Raw genomic sequence first — 17,269 nt, 5'->3', positions numbered from 1 at the left:
GCGGCCTCGCGTCCGGGTCACGGGGCGGAGGAGGCCGTCACGCCCGCGAAGGCAGTGTTGAGGCCCTCGGCCATGGTCGGATGCGCGAGTATCGCGTCGCGCAGCAGCGTGAACGGTGCGCCGGCGAGCATTGCCACCTGGATCACGGCGAGCACCTCGCCCGACTCCGCTCCCATGAGCGACGCACCCACGATGCGGTCGCTCGCGCGATCTATCACGATCTTCCAGAGCCCCTTCGTCTGGCGCAGTGTGCGTGAGCGCGGCACGGCGATCACCGGCTGGGCGGCGACAACGACGTCGATGCCGGCGGCGCGCGCATCCGCCTCGGTGAGCCCGATCGTGGCGATCTCGGGTTCGACGAAGACCACGGACGGGATCAGGCGGCCGCTGGTGCTGCGGTCGCCGCCGGTGATGTTGGCTTTGAGAATGCGAAAGTCGTCGAAGGAGACGTGAGTGAACTGCGGATGCCCCGCCACGTCGCCCGCAGCCCAGGTGTGCGCCGCCGTCGTGGCCAGTTTTTCGTCGACAATGACGAAGCCGGCGGCATTGGTCTCGACCCCGGCCTCGTGCAGGTGCAGCCCTTCTGTCACAGGCTCGCGCCCGGTGGCGACCACGAGCGCATCGACGGTGAGTCGAGAGGTGTCACCCAGCGTGATCTCGATGGCGCCGTCGTCTTGGCGGGCGACCTGGGTGGCTTCTGCGCCGAAGCGCACGTCGATGCCCTCGGCGGTGAACACCTCGGCCAGGGCCTGCGAGATCTCCGGCTCCTCGCGGGCCAGGAGCCGTTCGCCACGCACCAACATGGTCAGCTCGCTGCCGAAACGGTGCAGCATCTGGGCGAGCTCCGCGCCGATGTATCCCCCGCCTATGACGGCGACACGCCCCGGGATGCTCTCCAGGCGCAAGACATCCTCGCTCGTCATCACGCCCACCGTGTCGATTCCCTCGATGGCCGGCACGATCGGCCGGGTGCCCGTGTTGATGACCACCTCGGTGCCGCGCAGCAGCCGGGTGCGCCCGGCATCCGTTGTGACCTCGATCGTGCGTGGCGCCGTGAAGCGGGCGGATCCCAGAATGAAGTCCATGCCGCTGGCGATGAAGAGGTCGTAGTTCATTTTGACCATGTCGCCGACCACGCCCTCTTTATGAGCGCGCAGCAGATCGAGATCGACATGAGAGCCGTCGACGCGGATGCCGAGCTTGGCTGCTCGCGCAATGGTGCCTACCGCCCGCGCACTCGTCACGAGCGTCTTTGTCGGAATGCACGCGACATTGATGCAACTGCCGCCAATCATGCCGCGCTCCACCATGGCCACGCGCGCTCCGGCCTTCGCCCGATCCATGGCCAGGGACTTGCCGCCCTTGCCTCCGCCCACGACGACCAGATCAAACTCTTCTATAGCTTCCATGACGCCCTCCAGGTCTCTCTCATCCGTATTCTCCCCCTCAACCTTTAGAGTCGATGAATGACCACGGATGCGACGGCGACGGCGCGCGTCGACAGCTGGAGCTGGGCGGTGCGGCTCTTCAAGACGCGCTCGGCTGCCACCGCGGCCTGCCGAGGCGGGCATGTGCGCGTCAACGGCGAGCGGGTGAAGGCGGCCCAGCCCGTGCGCATCGGCGACGAGGTGCGCGTTCGGATTGCCGGCATGGAGCGCATCGTCGAGGTGTCGCGTGTCGTGGTCAAGCGGGTGGGGGCATCCGTCGCTGCGGAATGCCTCATAGACAAGACGCCTCCTCCCCCACCGCGCGAGGAGATGGCTCTGGCGCCGCGGCGCGATCGTGGTGCGGGCAGGCCGACCAAGCGCGAACGGCGCGACATCGAACGGTTACGCGGGCGCGAACTCGACTGAGTGTCGCTGCACTGAGTAACGCTGCACCGGGACGGCGCGAGCTCCGCGTCGCAGGACACGGCTGAAGACGGCCGTGCGTCGCGCGGTCGAGGGCGAGGCGGCCGGTTATCGCCCCGCCCTCACCGAGCGGACGTCCGGATGCGCATATCGGTGCGTTCTCCTGAAAAACCCAACGCTCCCGTGCTTCAGACCGAGGCTCCCGCTCCCTCAGGGCCATCGTACGCCGACTCGGGTCGGTGCGCCGGGCGAATTTATGGGGCCGCATCAGCGCGACGGGTTCGGCTAGAGGCCGACGCTGCCCTGCATGATTCCCCCGTCGACGACAACCGTCGTCGCGGTCATGTAGCCGGCTTTGCCCGAGGCCAGGAACACGACGACGTCGGCGATCTCCGACGCCTCCGCCACGCGGCCGAGCGGAATCGAATCGTTGAGTTCCTTCAGCTTCTCCGGGTCGTTGAGGGTCTCCGTGTTGATGGGCGTCGCCACGGCGCCTGGGGCGACGTTGACGACGCGTACGCCATGCGGGCCAAGCTCGACGCCGGCCGTACGCGTGAGCATGCGGGTGCCGCCCTTCGAGACGCAGTACGCCACATTGCCGGGCATGGGCCAGTCTTCGTGCACGGAGGAGATATTGATGACGAGCCCGCCCGTGCCCTGTTCGATGAACCGTTGTGCGGCCAGCTGCGTGCCGAAGAACGCGCTCTTCAGGTTGACATCGAGCACGCGGTCGTAATCGTCTTCCGTCGTCTCGAGAATCGAGGTGCGGGTCTCGATGCCGGCATTGTTGACGATGACGTCGAGCTGCCCGAAGTTCTGCACGGCGGTGTCGATCATGGCTCGCAGGTCATCGGTCTTGCTCACATCGGCCTTGATCCCCACCGCGTGCCCACCCGCGGCCTCGACCCGGGAGATGATCGTGTCTGTCTCGTCGGGGTTTGCGACGTAGTCGATGACGACATTCGCCCCTTCCGCTGCGGCGGCAAGCACGACGGCCTCGCCGATGCCGCTGTTCCCACCCGTGACGATCATGGTCTTTCCGCTCAGCAACATCTGCTCATCCTTTCGTTGGTGCGCTCTCGATTGTGCAGCCGGGGCGTGCACCCGCAGGATACGCCGAAGCGGGGCGCGCGGGCCCAGCGTGCCGAAGGCCCCAAGTGACGGGTGGTCGATTAGCGTCGACAGGGTGACCTTCGACAACTATGGACCTGACGTGCTCGCCGGCGACTGGCGCGCGGCCGGCAAGCGCGAGGTGCCCACGCACGAGGCGGTGCGCGATTTGGTGGTGGAGGAGGCGGCATCCGGATACTGCGGCGCCGTCGTGCGCGTCGAGAACCAAACGGTTGAGCTCGAGGATCGGCACGGCAAGACGCGCGTGTTCCCGCTCGGCGGTGGCTTTCTCATCGACGGCGAAGCCGTTGTGCTCGTGGCGCCAGGGCGCACGAAGCCGACCGGCACGGCACGCACCGCGTCAGGTTCGTTCGCGGTGGCGGATGCGCGGGCGCGCGTCGCCCGCGCTTCTCGCATCTTCGTGGAGGGCCGGCACGATGCCGAACTGGTGGAGCGGGTCTGGGGCGATGACCTGCGTATCGAGGGCGTCGTTGTCGAATATCTCGAGGGTGTCGATCACCTGGATGCCGCGCTCGCCGACTTCTCTCCCGGTCCCGGGCGTCGCGTGGGGGTTCTCGTCGACCATCTCGTGGCGGGATCGAAGGAGAGCCGCATCGCCGAGCAGGCGCTGCGCGGACCGTATCGGGGCAGCGTGCTGATAGTGGGGCATCCGTATGTCGATGTCTGGCAGTCGGTCAAGCCGTCGCGCCTGGGACTGAGCCAGTGGCCGACCGTGCCCCGTAGCATCGAGTGGAAGCACGGAATCTGCGAGGCACTCGGCTGGCCGCACGCCGACCAGGCCGACATTGCACGGGCCTGGAAACGCATTCTGGGCACCGTGCGTTCCTATGCGGATCTGGAGCCCGAACTGCTCGGCCGGGTTGAGCAGCTCATCGACTTTGTAACGGCTGGATGACAATCTTGGGCCGAGATGGTGGCGAATTCGTCGATATTGGCTAGGCTTGCTGGGAAGTCGTTGTGTTTCGCACGTATGGAACGGTTGCGTCTCGAAAATATCGGGGTGTGGCGATCCTTTCAGGAGCGGGCTAACAACACCACGGCCGAGGCCTCGGCATTCGGGGTCACTAATACGCTCCTGGAGGAGTTTGCACATGGCAACAGGTACAGTCAAATGGTTCAACGCGGAAAAGGGCTTCGGCTTCATCGCCCCCGACGACGGTAGCGCGGACGTTTTCGCCCACTACTCGGCGATCGCGAGCAGCGGCTACAAGTCCCTCGACGAGAACCAGAAGGTTGAGTTCGAGGTGACGCAGGGCCCGAAGGGCCCGCAGGCGGAGAACATCCGCGCGCTCTAAGCGTTCATTACCAGGCAGGCCCCGTCGATTTCGACGGGGCCTGCGTGCGTTTAAGGGTTTGTGACACAGCGGGCTGTCGAACCGTTTGCGAAGCCGATGCGCGGCGTCATCTTCTCCTGCACAGGTCGGGATGCTGGCGACCTATCCACAGATTTTCCCAAACAGTCGAATATAGATTCGAATGTTGGGAGAATTGAGGCATGCACACGCTCACGTATCCCCCGGCGCTCGACACGCTGTTGGGCCTGCTTGCGAGTGTGTTCGGCGACGTTAACCTCGACGACCTCAGCGATGAGCAGTCTGTAGAACTACTCGGGGCGGCCGAAGAGGTCGGGCGTCTGGTCGATGCCTCGCGTGTCCGTCTGGCCGCGAATGTCACCGACCGCTCTCGACCGGGACTGGGCCGCGAGGCGCTGTGTGTGAAATTCGGATGCCGAACGGCCTCCGACGTCATTACCCGCGTCACCGCAATTTCGGTCAGGGAAGCAGCTCGACGCATCCGTCTTGGTACCGTGCTCATTCAGGGCAGCGACCTGCTCGGTGCCGCACCGCTTCCGTTGCCTCTCGATGCCGAGAGTTTTCTTCAGGGTGACCTCGGAATGGACTCTGCGGAGAACATCGTCGCAGGCCTGGTACCCATCCGGCATCGCTGTGATCCCGACGGGTTTACGGCGGCCGAACGCGCGCTCGTTGTCGCGGCGACCGGCACGGTGATCGACGAGGCGGCCGAGCTGCCCGGGGCGGGCATCCGGTTCGCGGCAGACCTTGTACGCACACAGGCGCAACTGTGGCAGGCGCGCATCGACCCGGACGGCGCAGCGCCCGAGAGCATCGTCATGCACCCGCGCAGCACCTTCGGATTCGGCCGCCTGAAAGACGGTGTCTATCCGCTGCGTGGAGGCGTGACGCCGGAGTTGCGAGGCATCATGAACGGCATCTTCGACACGTATCTGTCTGCCCGCTCGGTGCCGTCCTTTCCCGGCGAGCAGGAAACGCGCTCTCACGCAGATGACGGAAGCGGTGGTTCCGTCGACCTCACCGAGGCCGCTGCGGGGCCGCGGTCCTCGGATGCCGACACGCGCGGCGCCGATGAGAAGCGCGCGGACATTCTTCGCGGCGTCTTCGGCTGGGCGGTGCGGCATCCGCAGACGCCGACGATGGGCGGGGCGGCCCCGACAGTCATGGTGCACGTGAACGCGCGCGATCTGGCCGATGGGGTGGGCGTGGGGTGGGTTGACGGTGTCGACGCCCCGGTCTCAATGCGCACGGTGCGACAGCTGATCTGCGCCGGCGGCTACCGCAAGGTGGTGTTCGGTGAAAACGGCGAGGTGCTCCACCTGGGCCGCAAGGAACGCTTCTTCAGCGGCGCGCAACGCCGCGCCATCGCCGCTCGCGACGGAGGCTGCGTGATTCCCGGGTGCACCGCACCCGTGCAATGGGCGGAAGTTCATCACGTGGTTGCCTGGCATGCTGGTGGTGCGACCGATGTTGAGAATGGTGTGCTGCTCTGCTGGTTCCATCATCACGAGATCGACTGCAGCGGCTGGCAGATTCGCATGATTCGCGGCAGGCCCGAGATCAAGGCTCCGCCCTGGCTGGACAGATCCGCAACGTGGCGAATTGCCGCACCGCACCGTGCTGCCACGGCGAGTAGACCCGATCGGCGCAGCGCGGCTTGATTCGCGCGGCGGCTATCCTCAGCGCTCAGGCCGCTCAGCGCCCAGACGCCCCAGCGCTCAGACGACGCCGGTTGCGCCCAGGAGTGCGCCGATGCCGAATGTCGCGGCCAGGGCGAGCGCTCCGCCCACAACGACGCGCACTGTCGCCCGCAGTCGCGAACTGCCGCCGATGCGGGCGGCGATGGTGCCGGTGATGGCCAAGGCGATAAGCACGGCCACAAAGGTGGTGGGTAAACGCCAGCCTGCCGGAGGCAACAGAATCGCGAGCATCGGCAGAATGGCGCCGAGCACGAATGCGAGGGCAGAGGCCAGTGCCGCATGCCACGGACTCACGACGTCGTGCTGGTCGATGTTGAGCTCGGCCGAGAGGTGCGCGCCGAGGGCATCGTGTGCCGTCAGTTCGACGGCGACTTGCCGTGCGGTTTCGGGCGAAAGGCCCTTCGCCTCGTAGAGCCCGGCGAGCTCCTCCAGCTCCTCGTCGGGCATCTCGGCCAGCTCGCGGCGCTCCTTGGCGATGAGCGCATGTTCACTGTCGCGCTGGCTGCTCACTGAGACGTACTCGCCCAGAGCCATGGAGACGGCGCCGCCGACAAGCCCCGCGACACCGGCGGTGAGAATGGGCGGCAACTCTGGGGTCGCCGCGGCGACACCCACGACTATCGCGGCAACGGAGACGATGCCATCGTTGGCCCCGAGCACGCCGGCGCGCAGCCAGTTGAGGCGCTGCGCCAGCCCCTCCCGGTGGGGCTCATCCGGATGTGCGCCCGGTTGTAGAGCGTCGTCTGCGGTTGCCATTGCACAAGTGAAGCATGTGAGGCCGCACGGCGCACATTGGCAGGGTGCACCGTGCTGCACCCTGGCGCAGTGCGCTACTGGCCGAGGCGCTTGCGCAGCGTATCGATGCGCGACTGAAGCTGCGTCACGCTGGCCTGGGGCACGGCAGGACCGCCGCAGACGCGACGGAGCTCCGCGTGGATCAGCCCGTGCGGCTCGCTCGTGTTCTTCGCGTAGAGGCCCACGAGGGCGTTGAGCAGGCTGCGCTGCTCCTTGAGCGTGCGATACAGCGGTGCGGGCGGATGCGCTGCCGTGTCGCCGGCGCCGCCATCCGTCGCGCTCCCCCTGGGTCGTGATGCGGTTCTGCGAGCCTGCCTGGCGTGCCGCTGCTTGAGCAGCTCGTGCACCTGGTCCGGCTCGAGCAGGCCCGGAATGCCGATGAAGTCGAGTTCCTCGTCGCTGCCGGGTTCCGCGTATCCGCCGAATTCGGTGCCGTCGAAGACCACGCGATCAAAAGTGGCCTGCGAACCGAGCGCCTCGAAGGCGAACTCCGACTGCAGCCGCTCCGACGCCTTCTCGTCACGGTTCGCCTCGGCCATCATGGCGTCTTCGGGGTTGTACAGCCCCTCTTCGTCGTGCCGCACACGATCGAGCGCGTGGTCACGCTCGAGTTCCATCTGGTTGGCCAGCGCCATCAGTGCAGGCACGTTCGGCAGAAAGATGGATGCCGTCTCGCCGCGGCGCCGTGCGCGCACGAAACGACCGATGGCCTGCGCAAAAAACAGTGGCGTAGAGGCGCTCGTGGCATAGACACCGACAGCCAGCCGCGGCACGTCCACACCCTCGGACACCATGCGCACCGCCACCATCCAACGCGAGCCGTCGGTCGAGAAGGCCTCGATGCGATCGCTCGCCTCCTTCTCGTCGGAGAGCACCACGGTGACCCGCTCCCCCGTGAGCTGCGTCAGAATGGCGGCATAGGCGCGGGCAGCGTAACGGTCGGTTGCGATGATCAGGCCGCCGGCATCCGGAATTGACTGCCGCACCTCGCTGAGGCGCCGATTGGCGGCCTGCAGCACCGCCGGAATCCATTCGCCCTTCGGGTCCAGCGCCGTGCGCCACGCCTGGGCGGTGATGTCTTTGGTGTTGCCCTCGCCGAGCCGGGCCTCCATCTCGTCGCCCGCGCTCGTGCGCCAGCGCATATGGCCGGCGTAGACCATGAACATCACCGGGCGCACGACGCCGTCTTCGAGCGCGCGCCCGTATCCGTAGTTGTAGTCGGTGAGCGAGGTGCGGATGCCCTCCTTGTCGGGCAGGTAGCTCACGAACGGAATCGGCGAGGTGTCGGAACGGAACGGCGTTCCCGTCAGCGACAGCCGTCGCGTGGCGCCCTCGAACGCCTCGCGGATGCCGTCGCCCCAGCTCAGCGCGTCGCCACCGTGGTGCACCTCATCGAGAATGACGAGGGTGCGATACGACTCGGTGATCTCCTTGTGCAGGCTCGCCCGGGTGGCGACCTGTGCGTAGGTGACCGCGATACCGCGATAGTGCCGGCCGTAGCGCTGATCGCTGTTCTTGAAGCCGGGGTCGATGTGGATGCCGACGCGCTCCGCCGCATCCGCCCACTGCCGTTTGAGGTGCTCGGTGGGCGCCACGACGGTGACGCGTTCGACCACCCGGCGGGCCAGCAGTTCTGTCGCGAGCCTCAGCGCGAATGTGGTCTTTCCCGCGCCCGGCGTGGCGGCGGCGAGAAAGTCGCGGGGCTGGTGCACGAAGTACGCGTCGAGCGCCTCGGCCTGCCACGCCCGCAGTTTGCTGGCCGTTCCCCACGGTGCCCGGGCCGGGAAGGCCGGGGAAAGATGCTCCGCCGCGAAGGTACCGACCGGTGCGCCGAGCCGCTCGGGCTGACTGGTCGAAGGCGAGGTATCCACGTGCATCCAATGTACCGGCACCCGCCGACCCTCGGGTGCCGCCGGTGCGGTGGATGTGCCGCCGGTGCCCACGCAGGCCCGTACGGGGCAGAATGGAGCAATGGTCATGCAGCATCCCTGGACTCGTTACGTTGCGCTCGGCGACTCGTTCACGGAGGGAATCGGCGACCCGGAGCCACGCAGCCCGGGCGGCAACCGCGGCTGGGCCGATCGGGTGGCCGAGGTGCTGGCCGAGCAGACGGACGATTTCGCGTACGCGAACCTCGCCGTGCGCGGCAAACTCATCAGGCAGATCGTGGACGACCAGATCGAGCCTGCCCTCGCGCTGCACCCCGACCTCATCACTCTTTCGGCCGGCGGCAACGACGTGATCCGCCCCGGCACCGATCCGGATGCGATAGCCGCACTTTTCGACACCGCCATCGCCCGGCTCAGCGTCGAGGGTGCAACGATAGTGATCTTCACGGGTGTCGACGTGGGCTTCTCCCCCGTGTTCCGCGGCATTCGGGGCAAGGTGGCGATCTACAACGAGAACCTGCGCCGCATCGCCAAGCGCTACGACTGCATCGTGGCCGACCAGTGGGCGCTCACCGAGGTGCAGGACATGCGCATGTTCGCCCCCGATCGGCTGCACATGAACTCGCTCGGCCATCACACGGTGGCGCGCATGGTGCTCGACGCGCTCAACGTCGAGAACGACCTGCAACCGCTCGTGCCCGAGCCGTTGCCGGTGACGAACTGGCGACAGGCGCGTGTCAACGACATCTCGTGGGCCAGGGAATACCTGGTGCCGTGGGTTCTGCGCCGGGTTCGGCATCAGTCATCCGGCGATCACGTGAGCGCGAAGCGGCCCGAGGCAGGGCCGTACCGCGTGATGAGCGCGGAAGAACCCCAGGCCGACTAACTCAGGCCGACTAACTCAGGCCGACTAACTCAGGCTGACTAACCCAGTCCGACTAACCCAGCTCGCTCGGATGCGTCAGCCGCCACCACATATCGGGACCGGCGAGATCGTGCTGGAGCGTCAGCGGCTGTTTCACCGTCGTCGAGCCCATGGAGAAGACGGCCGCACCGACCGCGTCGCCGGCACCTGCCGCCCGCACGGGCTGCGCGCTGAGCTTCACCCCGACCGGCGTGTTCGACCACACCAGCATGGACGTGTTCTTTCTGGCCACGAGCGGCACTTTCGTGCCCCAGCGGGTCGTGTAGCTGCCGAATGTCTGCCCCGCCCGGGTGAGCTGCACCTCGTGGAATCCTGCGCGGATGCTCTTCACGAGCGCCTTCGATGCCGCAAAGAGATCGCTGCCCGAGCGCTGCCCTATCACCACGCCGACGATGTGCACCGTGTGGGTGGAGAGCGTGAGCGTCGAGGAGAACATGAGGCAGTAACCGGCAAAGCTCGTGTTGCCGGTCTTGATGCCGTCCACGCCGAGGGTGCCGAGCAGGGAGTTCCTGTTCGTCTCGTCGCCCGCACCGGGCAGGGTCGCCTTCTTCGTCGCCACGATGGAGGGCAGCGCAGGGTTCGCCATCACCAGCTTGGCTATCTCCACCAGGTCCGTGGGGTTGCTGACGCTCTTCTCGCTGTAGCCGCTCGCATCCGCCACATGGGTGCTCGTGAGCTTGTGCGAGGCGAGCCACACATTCGCGGCGGAGACGTATTTGTCGACCGATCCGTACGCCCAGATGGCCAGGGAGATGGCGTAGTTGTTGGCCGAGGGCAACAGCATCGCCTCCAGCGCCTGCCGCTCCGTCATGGTGCTGCCCGCCTTCACGGTGGCCCAGGATCCGCCCATCGCCACCACCTCGTCGAAGATCTTCACGTCGGCATCGGTGAAGGTGATCTTCGGTCCGGCATCCTTCGCGGTCTTCAGGGGTTTGGCGTCGAGCACCACGAGCGCGGTGATGGTCTTGGTGATGCTGGCGATGGGAACGCTGGCATTGCTGCCGTTGACGGCGAGTGTGCCCCGATAGCCCACGGCGCTGACGGCGGCGGAGCCCTGCGCCGGCCAGGCCAGTTGCGCGGCGGGCTGGGTGAGCGTCGTCTGTTTGACGAGCGAGAGCGTGGATGTCGGTGCCGACGCCACCTGCGTGCCCAGCACGTATGCGGCCAGAAGCAGGAAGATCGCGAGGCCCGAGAAGACCACGATGCGGCGGCGGCGATAGAGACGACGACGCCTCATCGCCCGGGTGAGATCCTGCACCTCGCCATCCTAGGTGGCCGGATCAGTGCGAACGCTGAGCACCCCCGGCCTGCCGTCAGCGCGCCCGGAGCGCCCAGAGTGCCACCGCGCTCGCCGAGGCTACGTTGAGCGAATCGACGCCGTGCAGCATGGGAATTCTCACGATCGTGTCTGCGGCGGCCAGGGCGTGCCGGCTGAGGCCGTCGCCCTCGGCACCGAACGCAATGGCCAGACGTTCGGGCGCATGGGCCGCGAAGGCGTCGAGATCGACGGCATCGTCTGCCAGCGCCAGGGCCGCGATATGAAAGCCGGCCTCGGCGAGCATGGGCTTCGCCTCAGACCATTCGGGCAAGCGGGTCCATGGCACCTGCAGCACCGTGCCCATGCTCACTCGAACGCTGCGGCGATAGAGCGGATCGGCACAGCGCGGGCTCACGAGCACGGCATCCGCACCGAGCCCGGCGACGGCGCGGAAGATGGCTCCCACATTGGTGTGATCCACGATGTCCTCCAGCACCACCACGCGACGGGCGCCGGTCAGTAACTCGGGTACGGTCGGCAGCGCCGGGCGATGCATGGCGGCGAGTGCGCCGCGGTGCAGGTTGTAGCCGGTGAGCTGTTCGAGCAGCGCGGCATCGCCGACATAGACCGGCAACTGTGCGGTATCCGGCACCCCGGCGAGCATCCGTTCCACATCGCCGAGCCACTGCTCCTGCAGCAGCACCGAGCGTGGCCGGTGACCCGCGGCCAGGGCGCGCGAGATCACCTTGGTGGATTCCGCGATGTAGAGCCCGCCAGCCGGCTCGGTGACACGGCGCAGCGCGACATCCGTCAGCCGGGAGTAATCGGCGATGCCGCGACCGGTGCCGGAGCCGTCAGCAACGGTGTCGTCATCGAGCGAGGTGATTCTGATGATCTGCACGGCTCAACATTGCCAGTAATCGGAAACAATTCGGAAAACTGCGGTGTTTACACTCAAGGAACGACGGCGCAGCGCGCGCCTCGACGCACGATTCGCGAGAAGGCGGGCAGATGGCACCGGTTGCGCCAGAGATTGATGTGGCCACGGCCGCGCTCGAGCGTGAGCTCGACGCCGCGGCCGACGCCCTGCGCGCCCGTCGGGTTGTCGTGCTCACCGGCGCCGGAGTCAGCACCGACTCGGGCATTCCGGACTACCGCGGCGAGGGCGCGCCGAAGCGCACGCCCATGACCATTCAGCAGTTTCTGGGCGATGTCGAGTTTCAGAAGCGGTACTGGGCCGGCAGCCACCTCGGCTGGCGGCGTTTTCGTGCCGCGGAACCCAACGCCGGTCACCTCGTACTCGCCGAGCTCGAGCGGGAGGGCTTCGTCACGGGTATCGCCACCCAGAATGTCGACGGTCTGCACTCCCGTGCCGGCTCGGGGCGCATCGTCGACCTGCACGGTTCCATGGATCGCGTGCAATGCCTCGACTGTGGGCAGGTCTACGCCCGCGAAGACATTTCTGTGACCATCGAGGGCGCGAACCCGTGGCTGCAGCGACCGGATGCCGTCACCATCGCCCCCGACGGCGACGCCGAGATCGAGGACGCCTCGCGTTTCGTGCTGCCCGTGTGCACGGTGTGCGGCGGACGGCTGAAGCCGGATGTGGTCTTCTTCGGCGAGTTCATTCCCCAGCAGAAGTTTCGGGAGGCGACGGCGCTGGTGCGCGCATCCGACGCCATGCTCATCGCCGGATCGTCGCTCGTGGTCAACTCGGGCATCCGGCTGGTGGAGCAGGCCCGGCGCCGCAAGCTGCCGATCGTCATCGTGAACAGGGGCGCGACGCGGGCGGATGCGCGGGCGACGGTTAAGCTGGATGCCGGAACATCCCCGACGCTTCGTGCGCTCGCCGCGCGACTCCGCGCATAAGGTGCGTGTGCGTCCAGACGGAAGGACGCGTGTGACCAGGCTCGCCCTCGTACGCCACGGACAGACCGACTGGAACCTGCAGAAGCGCATTCAGGGGTCCAGTGACATTCCGCTGAACGACACGGGTCGCGAGCAGGCCCGTGCGACGGGCGCGTTGCTTGCCGGGCGAGCCTGGGATGCCGCATACGCGAGTCCGCTCGGCCGGGCCATGGAGACCGCGCGCGTGATAGCGGCGGCGACAGGACTGGGCGAACCCGGGCCGATTGCAGGGGTCACCGAGCGCGCGTATGGCGAGGCGGAAGGACTGACGAGCGAGGAGATCCTCTCCCGCTTTCCCGAGGGCGTCGAGATTCCGGGGCAGGAATCGCGGGCCGAGGTCGTGAGCCGGGCACTGCCCGCGCTGGAGCGGCTGGCCCAGGCGAACCCCGGTCGCTCACTCATCGTCGTCAGCCACGGCGGCGTGATCAGCTCGCTCGTGCGCCACGTCACCGATCACGCCCTGCCCGGGCCGGGCCAGTTGATAGCGAACGGCTCCGTGCACGAGTTCGTCTACCGCGACGGGCGCCTTCAGCTCGACCGCTTCAACCAGTCCCCCGACGATCGCGACCTGCTCACCTCGGCGGTGCAGTAGCGCCGGCACCACTCAGCGCCGGCTCCACTCAGCGCAGGCGGCGCTTCGTGCGGGCGGCTGTCGCCGTGAGCACCGTGAGCAGATGCCGCGCGGATGCCTCCCAGGTGAAGCGCGCCGCCTCGCGCACCGAGGCGGTCGAGCGCGCGGCCCATGCACCGGGTTCTTCGAGGGACGTGACGGCGGCGGCCAGCGCTTCGGCGTCGTCGGTCCTGACGTACAGTGCCGCCTCTCCCCCGATCTCGCGGAAGATGGGAATGTCGCTGACGATCACAGGGGTACCGAGACTCATCGACTCCACGAGTGGGATGCCGAAGCCCTCGTCGTGCGAGAGCGTGACCAGCGCGGTCGCCTCGCGCAGCGTCTGCGCGTACTCCTCGTCGCTGGCTCCCTCGTGAAAGACGAGGCGGGCATCCGGAGCCAGTGACTGCAGCCGCGCCTGCTCCTTCTCGCCGGCCCTGCTCATGAGGTGCAGTTCATAGCCGGGCAGCAGCGCCGCCGCCCTCACGAGCGTGTCCACGTTCTTGTACGGCATGAACGAGCCCATGTAGACCAGGCTGCGGCGGGCCGGCTCCGTGCGTGGCTCTGCATCCGCCGGAATCGCGGCGACGGCATCGGCCGCGTTGGTGACCACGTGCACCGGCCGGCGGGTGAGCTTGTGCCGCGCGATGAGATCGCGGGTGGTCTGCGACACCGTCACGACGGCATCCGCCCGGTTGAGCAGCATGCGTTGCGGCCACCAGGAGAGGTGGTAAAGGCGCCAGAGCAGTCGGATCGGGGCAGGCAGATCACGCGGTGGCGTGCGATTGCGGTAGTAGATGAGGTCGTGCACCGTGAGCACGAGCCGATAGTTGCGGCCCCACGATCCCATGGTCTGCATGGGAGTGAAGACGACGTCGGGGCGTAGCTTGTTCACCTGGTGCGCCACGAGCGGCTCCCGGGCGCTGGTGGGCGACGAGACGAGTTGCCAGGGCAGATCCGGCAGCATCTCCAACTGCCGATGATCGCTGACGAGCATGGTGACCGGATGCAGCCTGCCGAGCTCCGTGAGCAGCCCGGCCGTGTACCGGCTGATGCCGTCGTGCCTGCCGATGCGGGTGTAGCGGGCGTCGAAGACGATTCTCACGCAGGTTCCCCCTCCGCGAGGAACGCGGCGATGAGCCTGGCAGCCTCGGCAGGAACCTCGTAGTGGATCAGATGGCCGACGGCGGCAATCACGTGCAGCGTCGCATCCGGGAACAGCGTCAGCAGCTTCTCCTGTGCGGCCACCGGCGTGATGTCGTCTTTCTCGGCGGCAATGAGCAGGGTCTTCTGCCCGATGCGCGCCGCGAACTCGCTCACATCGTTGCTGACGGATGCCTGAAACGCCTCGAGCACCACGTCACGATCCGAGAACGCACTGAAGTAGCGGTCGTGCTGGTTGTGAATCCACCGGCGAAGCGCCTTGTCGCGCGTCTTGGCCATCGCCACGCTCATGATGCGCACCACGAGTTTGTTGCGCAGCACGGCGAAGCCGAGGCGTTCGGGCAGCCGTGCACCGAGCCAGTAGTAGAACACGGCAAGGCGGGTGAGGATGCCGCGCGGCCCCTGCAGCGCCGGCGCCGCTATCGGGTTCACCAGCACAACGCGCTCGGGCCGCAGCGCCGTATCGTCGGCCGCAATGCTCTGCTCCGCCAGTGCGGCAGAGACCACTATCGAGCCGAAGGAATGCCCGAGGATGACGAGCCTGCCGCCTATCTCGAGCCTCGCCACGAATGCGCGCAGCCAGCGCCCGTAGCCCTCGATATCGTGACGAATGCCGACCAGCGGCTCGGACGCGCCGAACCCGGGAAGATCGGGAGAGATCATCCGCAACCGAGGGGTGCCTGGGGCGTCGCCGAGAGCCGCGACGACCGGCTCGAGCCCGTGGTGGTCGCCGCGAAAGCCGTGCACCATGACGATGGTCGTGGCAGCGGACGCATCGCCGTACTGCCAGTAGTGCGTCTGAGAGCCCAGGATGTCGTGGCTGAACTCCCGCACCGGAATGCGGTCGAGTGCGGCGGCGTACGGCGAGGAAACGATCATCGGCTCAAGTCTAGGCATTCCGCGCGTGCCGCCTAGACTTGAAGCACTGCAACCATGTCCGTGACGGCCAGCCAAGTTCGACGGCCCGCGGGCCGGGAGGAGATTTGTGAGTTTCACCGCACCCATCCAGCTGCCCGGGCTCACCCTCGATCCGCATTGGTACAGGCGCGCCGTCTTCTACGAGGTGATGGTGCGCTCGTTCGTCGACTCGAACGGCGACGGTTCCGGCGATCTGCAGGGCCTGGTCTCCAAGCTCGACTATCTGCAGTGGCTCGGCATCGACGCGCTCTGGCTACCCCCGTTCTTCACCTCGCCGTTGCGCGACGGTGGCTATGACGTTGCCGACTACCGCGCGATCCTGCCCGAATTCGGCACCATCGACGAATTCAAAGACCTGGTCACGAAGGCGCACGAGCGCAACATGCGCGTGATCATCGATCTTCCGCTCAACCACACCAGTGACCAGCACGAGTGGTTTCAGCAGTCCCGTCAGGATCCGGATGGTCCATACGGTGATTTCTATGTGTGGAGCGACACGGATGAGAAGTGGCCCGACATCCGCATCATCTTCACCGACACGGAGGACTCGAACTGGGCCTTCGATTCGGAACGCCGGCAGTTCTTCTTTCACCGCTTCTTCTCGCACCAGCCCGATCTGAACTTTGAGAACCCCGCCGTGCACGAGGCGGTGTTCGAGATCGTGCGGTTCTGGCTCGACATGGGCGTAGACGGCTTTCGACTGGATGCGATTCCGTACCTGTACGAGTCCGACGAGGGCAACGGCGAGGGTGAGCCCCCCACGCACGAATTCATCAAGACTCTGCGCGCCATGGTCGACAAGGACTACCCCGGCCGGGTGATGATCGCCGAGGCCAACCAGTGGCCGCGTGAGGTCGCGGCATTCTTCGGCAGCGAGGAAGAGCCCGAGTGCCACATGGCATTCGACTTTCCCGTGATGCCCCGCATTTTCTATTCGCTGCGCTCGCAGCAGGCCGGCGAACTCGTGCGGGTGCTCTCCGAGACCACGGACATTCCGCACGGCGCCGGCTGGGGCGTGTTTTTGCGCAACCACGATGAACTGACCCTCGAGATGGTCAGCGAGGAATACCGACAGGCCATGTACGGCTGGTACGCCTACGACCCGCGGATGCGTGCCAACATCGGAATCCGGCGCCGTCTCGCCCCCCTGCTCGACAACTCCCGCGCCGAGATGGAGCTCGCCCACGCGCTGCTCTTCTCGCTGCCGGGCAGCCCGTTCCTGTACTACGGTGACGAGATAGGCATGGGTGACAACATCTGGCTGCCCGATCGTGACTCGTCGCGCACGCCTATGCAGTGGACACCGGACCGCAACGCAGGATTCTCCAGTGCCGATCCCGGCAAGCTCTACCTGCCCGTCGTGCAGTCGCTGGTCTATCACTTCAACCAGGTGAATGTGGAGTCGCAACTGGCGCAGTCGCGCTCGCTGCTGCACTGGATTCGCAATGTGATCTACGTGCGCAAGGCTCACCCGGTCTTCGGACTCGGCTCGATCCAGGTGCTCTCAAGTGATCATGAGTCCGTGCTGGCGTTCGTGCGCTCCTATGAGGGCAGCGGCAGCCAGTTCGGGGATCAGCCCGAGCATGTGCTGTGCGTGTTCAGCTTCGCGCACAACCCCATCTCGGTCACCTTCGACGCCCCCGAATTCGCCGGCTCGAGTCTCTTCGACCTGTTCGGCGGTGGCCAGTTCCCGTCTATCGCCGACGATGGGCGGTTCACGCTGACGCTCGGCACGCAGAGCTTCTATTGGCTGCACATCTCCCCCAGTTCCTGAGGCCTGCAGCGTGAGGAGGCGCGTCATCGCACGC

At 66.7% G+C, this 17,269-nt stretch carries 16 protein-coding genes; 8 read left to right on the top strand and 8 right to left on the bottom strand.

The window, feature by feature from the left end; genetic code table 11:
• Positions 1–17: 17 nt before the first annotated feature.
• Positions 18–1,409, bottom strand: coding sequence for a dihydrolipoyl dehydrogenase family protein (locus ASC63_RS13450; RefSeq protein WP_055814307.1), 1,392 nt, complete (start codon positions 1,407–1,409; stop codon positions 18–20).
• Between the two features lie 57 nt (positions 1,410–1,466).
• Here ASC63_RS13450 and ASC63_RS13445 point away from each other — a divergent pair, with 57 nt between their 5' ends.
• The gene (locus ASC63_RS13445) at positions 1,467–1,853 is read left to right on the top strand and encodes an RNA-binding S4 domain-containing protein (protein WP_055814304.1); all 387 of its coding nucleotides are present in this window, start codon (positions 1,467–1,469) and stop codon (positions 1,851–1,853) included.
• Between the two features lie 282 nt (positions 1,854–2,135).
• On the opposite strand, the gene ASC63_RS13440 is transcribed toward ASC63_RS13445, so the two are convergent.
• On the bottom strand, positions 2,136–2,903 hold the full coding sequence (locus tag ASC63_RS13440; RefSeq protein ID WP_055814302.1) for a glucose 1-dehydrogenase: 768 nt from the start codon (positions 2,901–2,903) through the stop codon (positions 2,136–2,138).
• Positions 2,904–3,036: 133 nt separating this feature from the next.
• On the opposite strand from ASC63_RS13440, the gene ASC63_RS13435 reads away from it, so the two are divergent.
• The 3 genes from ASC63_RS13435 to ASC63_RS13425 all read left to right on the top strand — a co-directional run bounded on the left by ASC63_RS13435 (position 3,037) and on the right by ASC63_RS13425 (position 5,955).
• A complete protein-coding gene (locus ASC63_RS13435; RefSeq protein ID WP_235492249.1) occupies positions 3,037–3,876 on the top strand; it encodes a DUF3097 domain-containing protein in 840 nt (279 codons plus the stop codon).
• 196 nt (positions 3,877–4,072) lie between these two features.
• A complete protein-coding gene (gene cspE / locus ASC63_RS13430; RefSeq protein ID WP_055814297.1) occupies positions 4,073–4,276 on the top strand; it encodes a transcription antiterminator/RNA stability regulator CspE in 204 nt (67 codons plus the stop codon).
• Between the two features lie 200 nt (positions 4,277–4,476).
• Positions 4,477–5,955, top strand: a complete 1,479-nt coding sequence (locus ASC63_RS13425) for an HNH endonuclease signature motif containing protein (RefSeq protein WP_055814294.1) — start codon at positions 4,477–4,479, stop codon at positions 5,953–5,955.
• Between the two features lie 57 nt (positions 5,956–6,012).
• Here the strand turns inward: ASC63_RS13425 and ASC63_RS13420 are convergent, their stop codons facing one another.
• Together ASC63_RS13420 and ASC63_RS13415 are read right to left on the bottom strand one after the other, a co-directional pair.
• Positions 6,013–6,750 (bottom strand): VIT1/CCC1 transporter family protein, encoded by a 738-nt coding sequence (locus ASC63_RS13420; RefSeq protein WP_055814291.1) that lies wholly within the window; start codon positions 6,748–6,750, stop codon positions 6,013–6,015.
• 74 nt (positions 6,751–6,824) lie between these two features.
• On the bottom strand, positions 6,825–8,666 hold the full coding sequence (locus ASC63_RS13415) for a DEAD/DEAH box helicase (RefSeq protein WP_055814288.1): 1,842 nt from the start codon (positions 8,664–8,666) through the stop codon (positions 6,825–6,827).
• A gap of 94 nt (positions 8,667–8,760) precedes the next feature.
• On the opposite strand from ASC63_RS13415, the gene ASC63_RS13410 reads away from it, so the two are divergent.
• Complete coding sequence (locus ASC63_RS13410) at positions 8,761–9,564, top strand: SGNH/GDSL hydrolase family protein (RefSeq protein WP_055814285.1); 804 nt, start codon at positions 8,761–8,763, stop codon at positions 9,562–9,564.
• A 52-nt stretch (positions 9,565–9,616) separates the two neighbouring features.
• Here the strand turns inward: ASC63_RS13410 and ASC63_RS13405 are convergent, their stop codons facing one another.
• Positions 9,617–10,861: a D-alanyl-D-alanine carboxypeptidase family protein gene (locus ASC63_RS13405; RefSeq protein ID WP_235492247.1), complete on the bottom strand. Its 1,245-nt coding sequence runs from the start codon at positions 10,859–10,861 to the stop codon at positions 9,617–9,619.
• A gap of 55 nt (positions 10,862–10,916) precedes the next feature.
• Positions 10,917–11,753, bottom strand: a complete 837-nt coding sequence (locus ASC63_RS13400; protein ID WP_082487820.1) for a TrmH family RNA methyltransferase — start codon at positions 11,751–11,753, stop codon at positions 10,917–10,919.
• Between the two features lie 119 nt (positions 11,754–11,872).
• Between ASC63_RS13400 and ASC63_RS13395 the strand changes: the two genes are divergently transcribed.
• Positions 11,873–12,730 carry a Sir2 family NAD-dependent protein deacetylase gene (locus tag ASC63_RS13395; protein WP_055814282.1) on the top strand — a complete coding sequence of 286 codons (858 nt, stop codon included), beginning with the start codon at positions 11,873–11,875 and terminating at the stop codon, positions 12,728–12,730.
• A 31-nt stretch (positions 12,731–12,761) separates the two neighbouring features.
• On the top strand, positions 12,762–13,361 hold the full coding sequence (locus tag ASC63_RS13390; RefSeq protein WP_055814279.1) for a histidine phosphatase family protein: 600 nt from the start codon (positions 12,762–12,764) through the stop codon (positions 13,359–13,361).
• 28 nt (positions 13,362–13,389) lie between these two features.
• Here ASC63_RS13390 and ASC63_RS13385 read toward each other — a convergent pair whose 3' ends face one another.
• Together ASC63_RS13385 and ASC63_RS13380 are read right to left on the bottom strand one after the other, a co-directional pair.
• Entirely contained in the window at positions 13,390–14,484 is a 1,095-nt protein-coding gene (locus tag ASC63_RS13385) for a glycosyltransferase family 4 protein (RefSeq protein ID WP_055814276.1), read from the bottom strand.
• Complete coding sequence (locus ASC63_RS13380; protein ID WP_055814273.1) at positions 14,481–15,422, bottom strand: alpha/beta fold hydrolase; 942 nt, start codon at positions 15,420–15,422, stop codon at positions 14,481–14,483. The genes ASC63_RS13385 and ASC63_RS13380 overlap by 4 nt, the downstream gene beginning before the upstream one ends.
• A gap of 106 nt (positions 15,423–15,528) precedes the next feature.
• Between ASC63_RS13380 and treS the strand changes: the two genes are divergently transcribed.
• Complete coding sequence (gene treS, locus ASC63_RS13375) at positions 15,529–17,235, top strand: maltose alpha-D-glucosyltransferase (protein ID WP_055814270.1); 1,707 nt, start codon at positions 15,529–15,531, stop codon at positions 17,233–17,235.
• Positions 17,236–17,269: the final 34 nt, after the last annotated feature.

It is taken from the genome of Leifsonia sp. Root112D2 (assembly GCF_001424905.1).
Classification (GTDB): Bacteria; Actinomycetota; Actinomycetes; order Actinomycetales; family Microbacteriaceae; genus Root112D2.
Note: the sequence above shows the minus strand (reverse complement) of the source record. Positions and strands in the feature narration are given on the sequence as shown.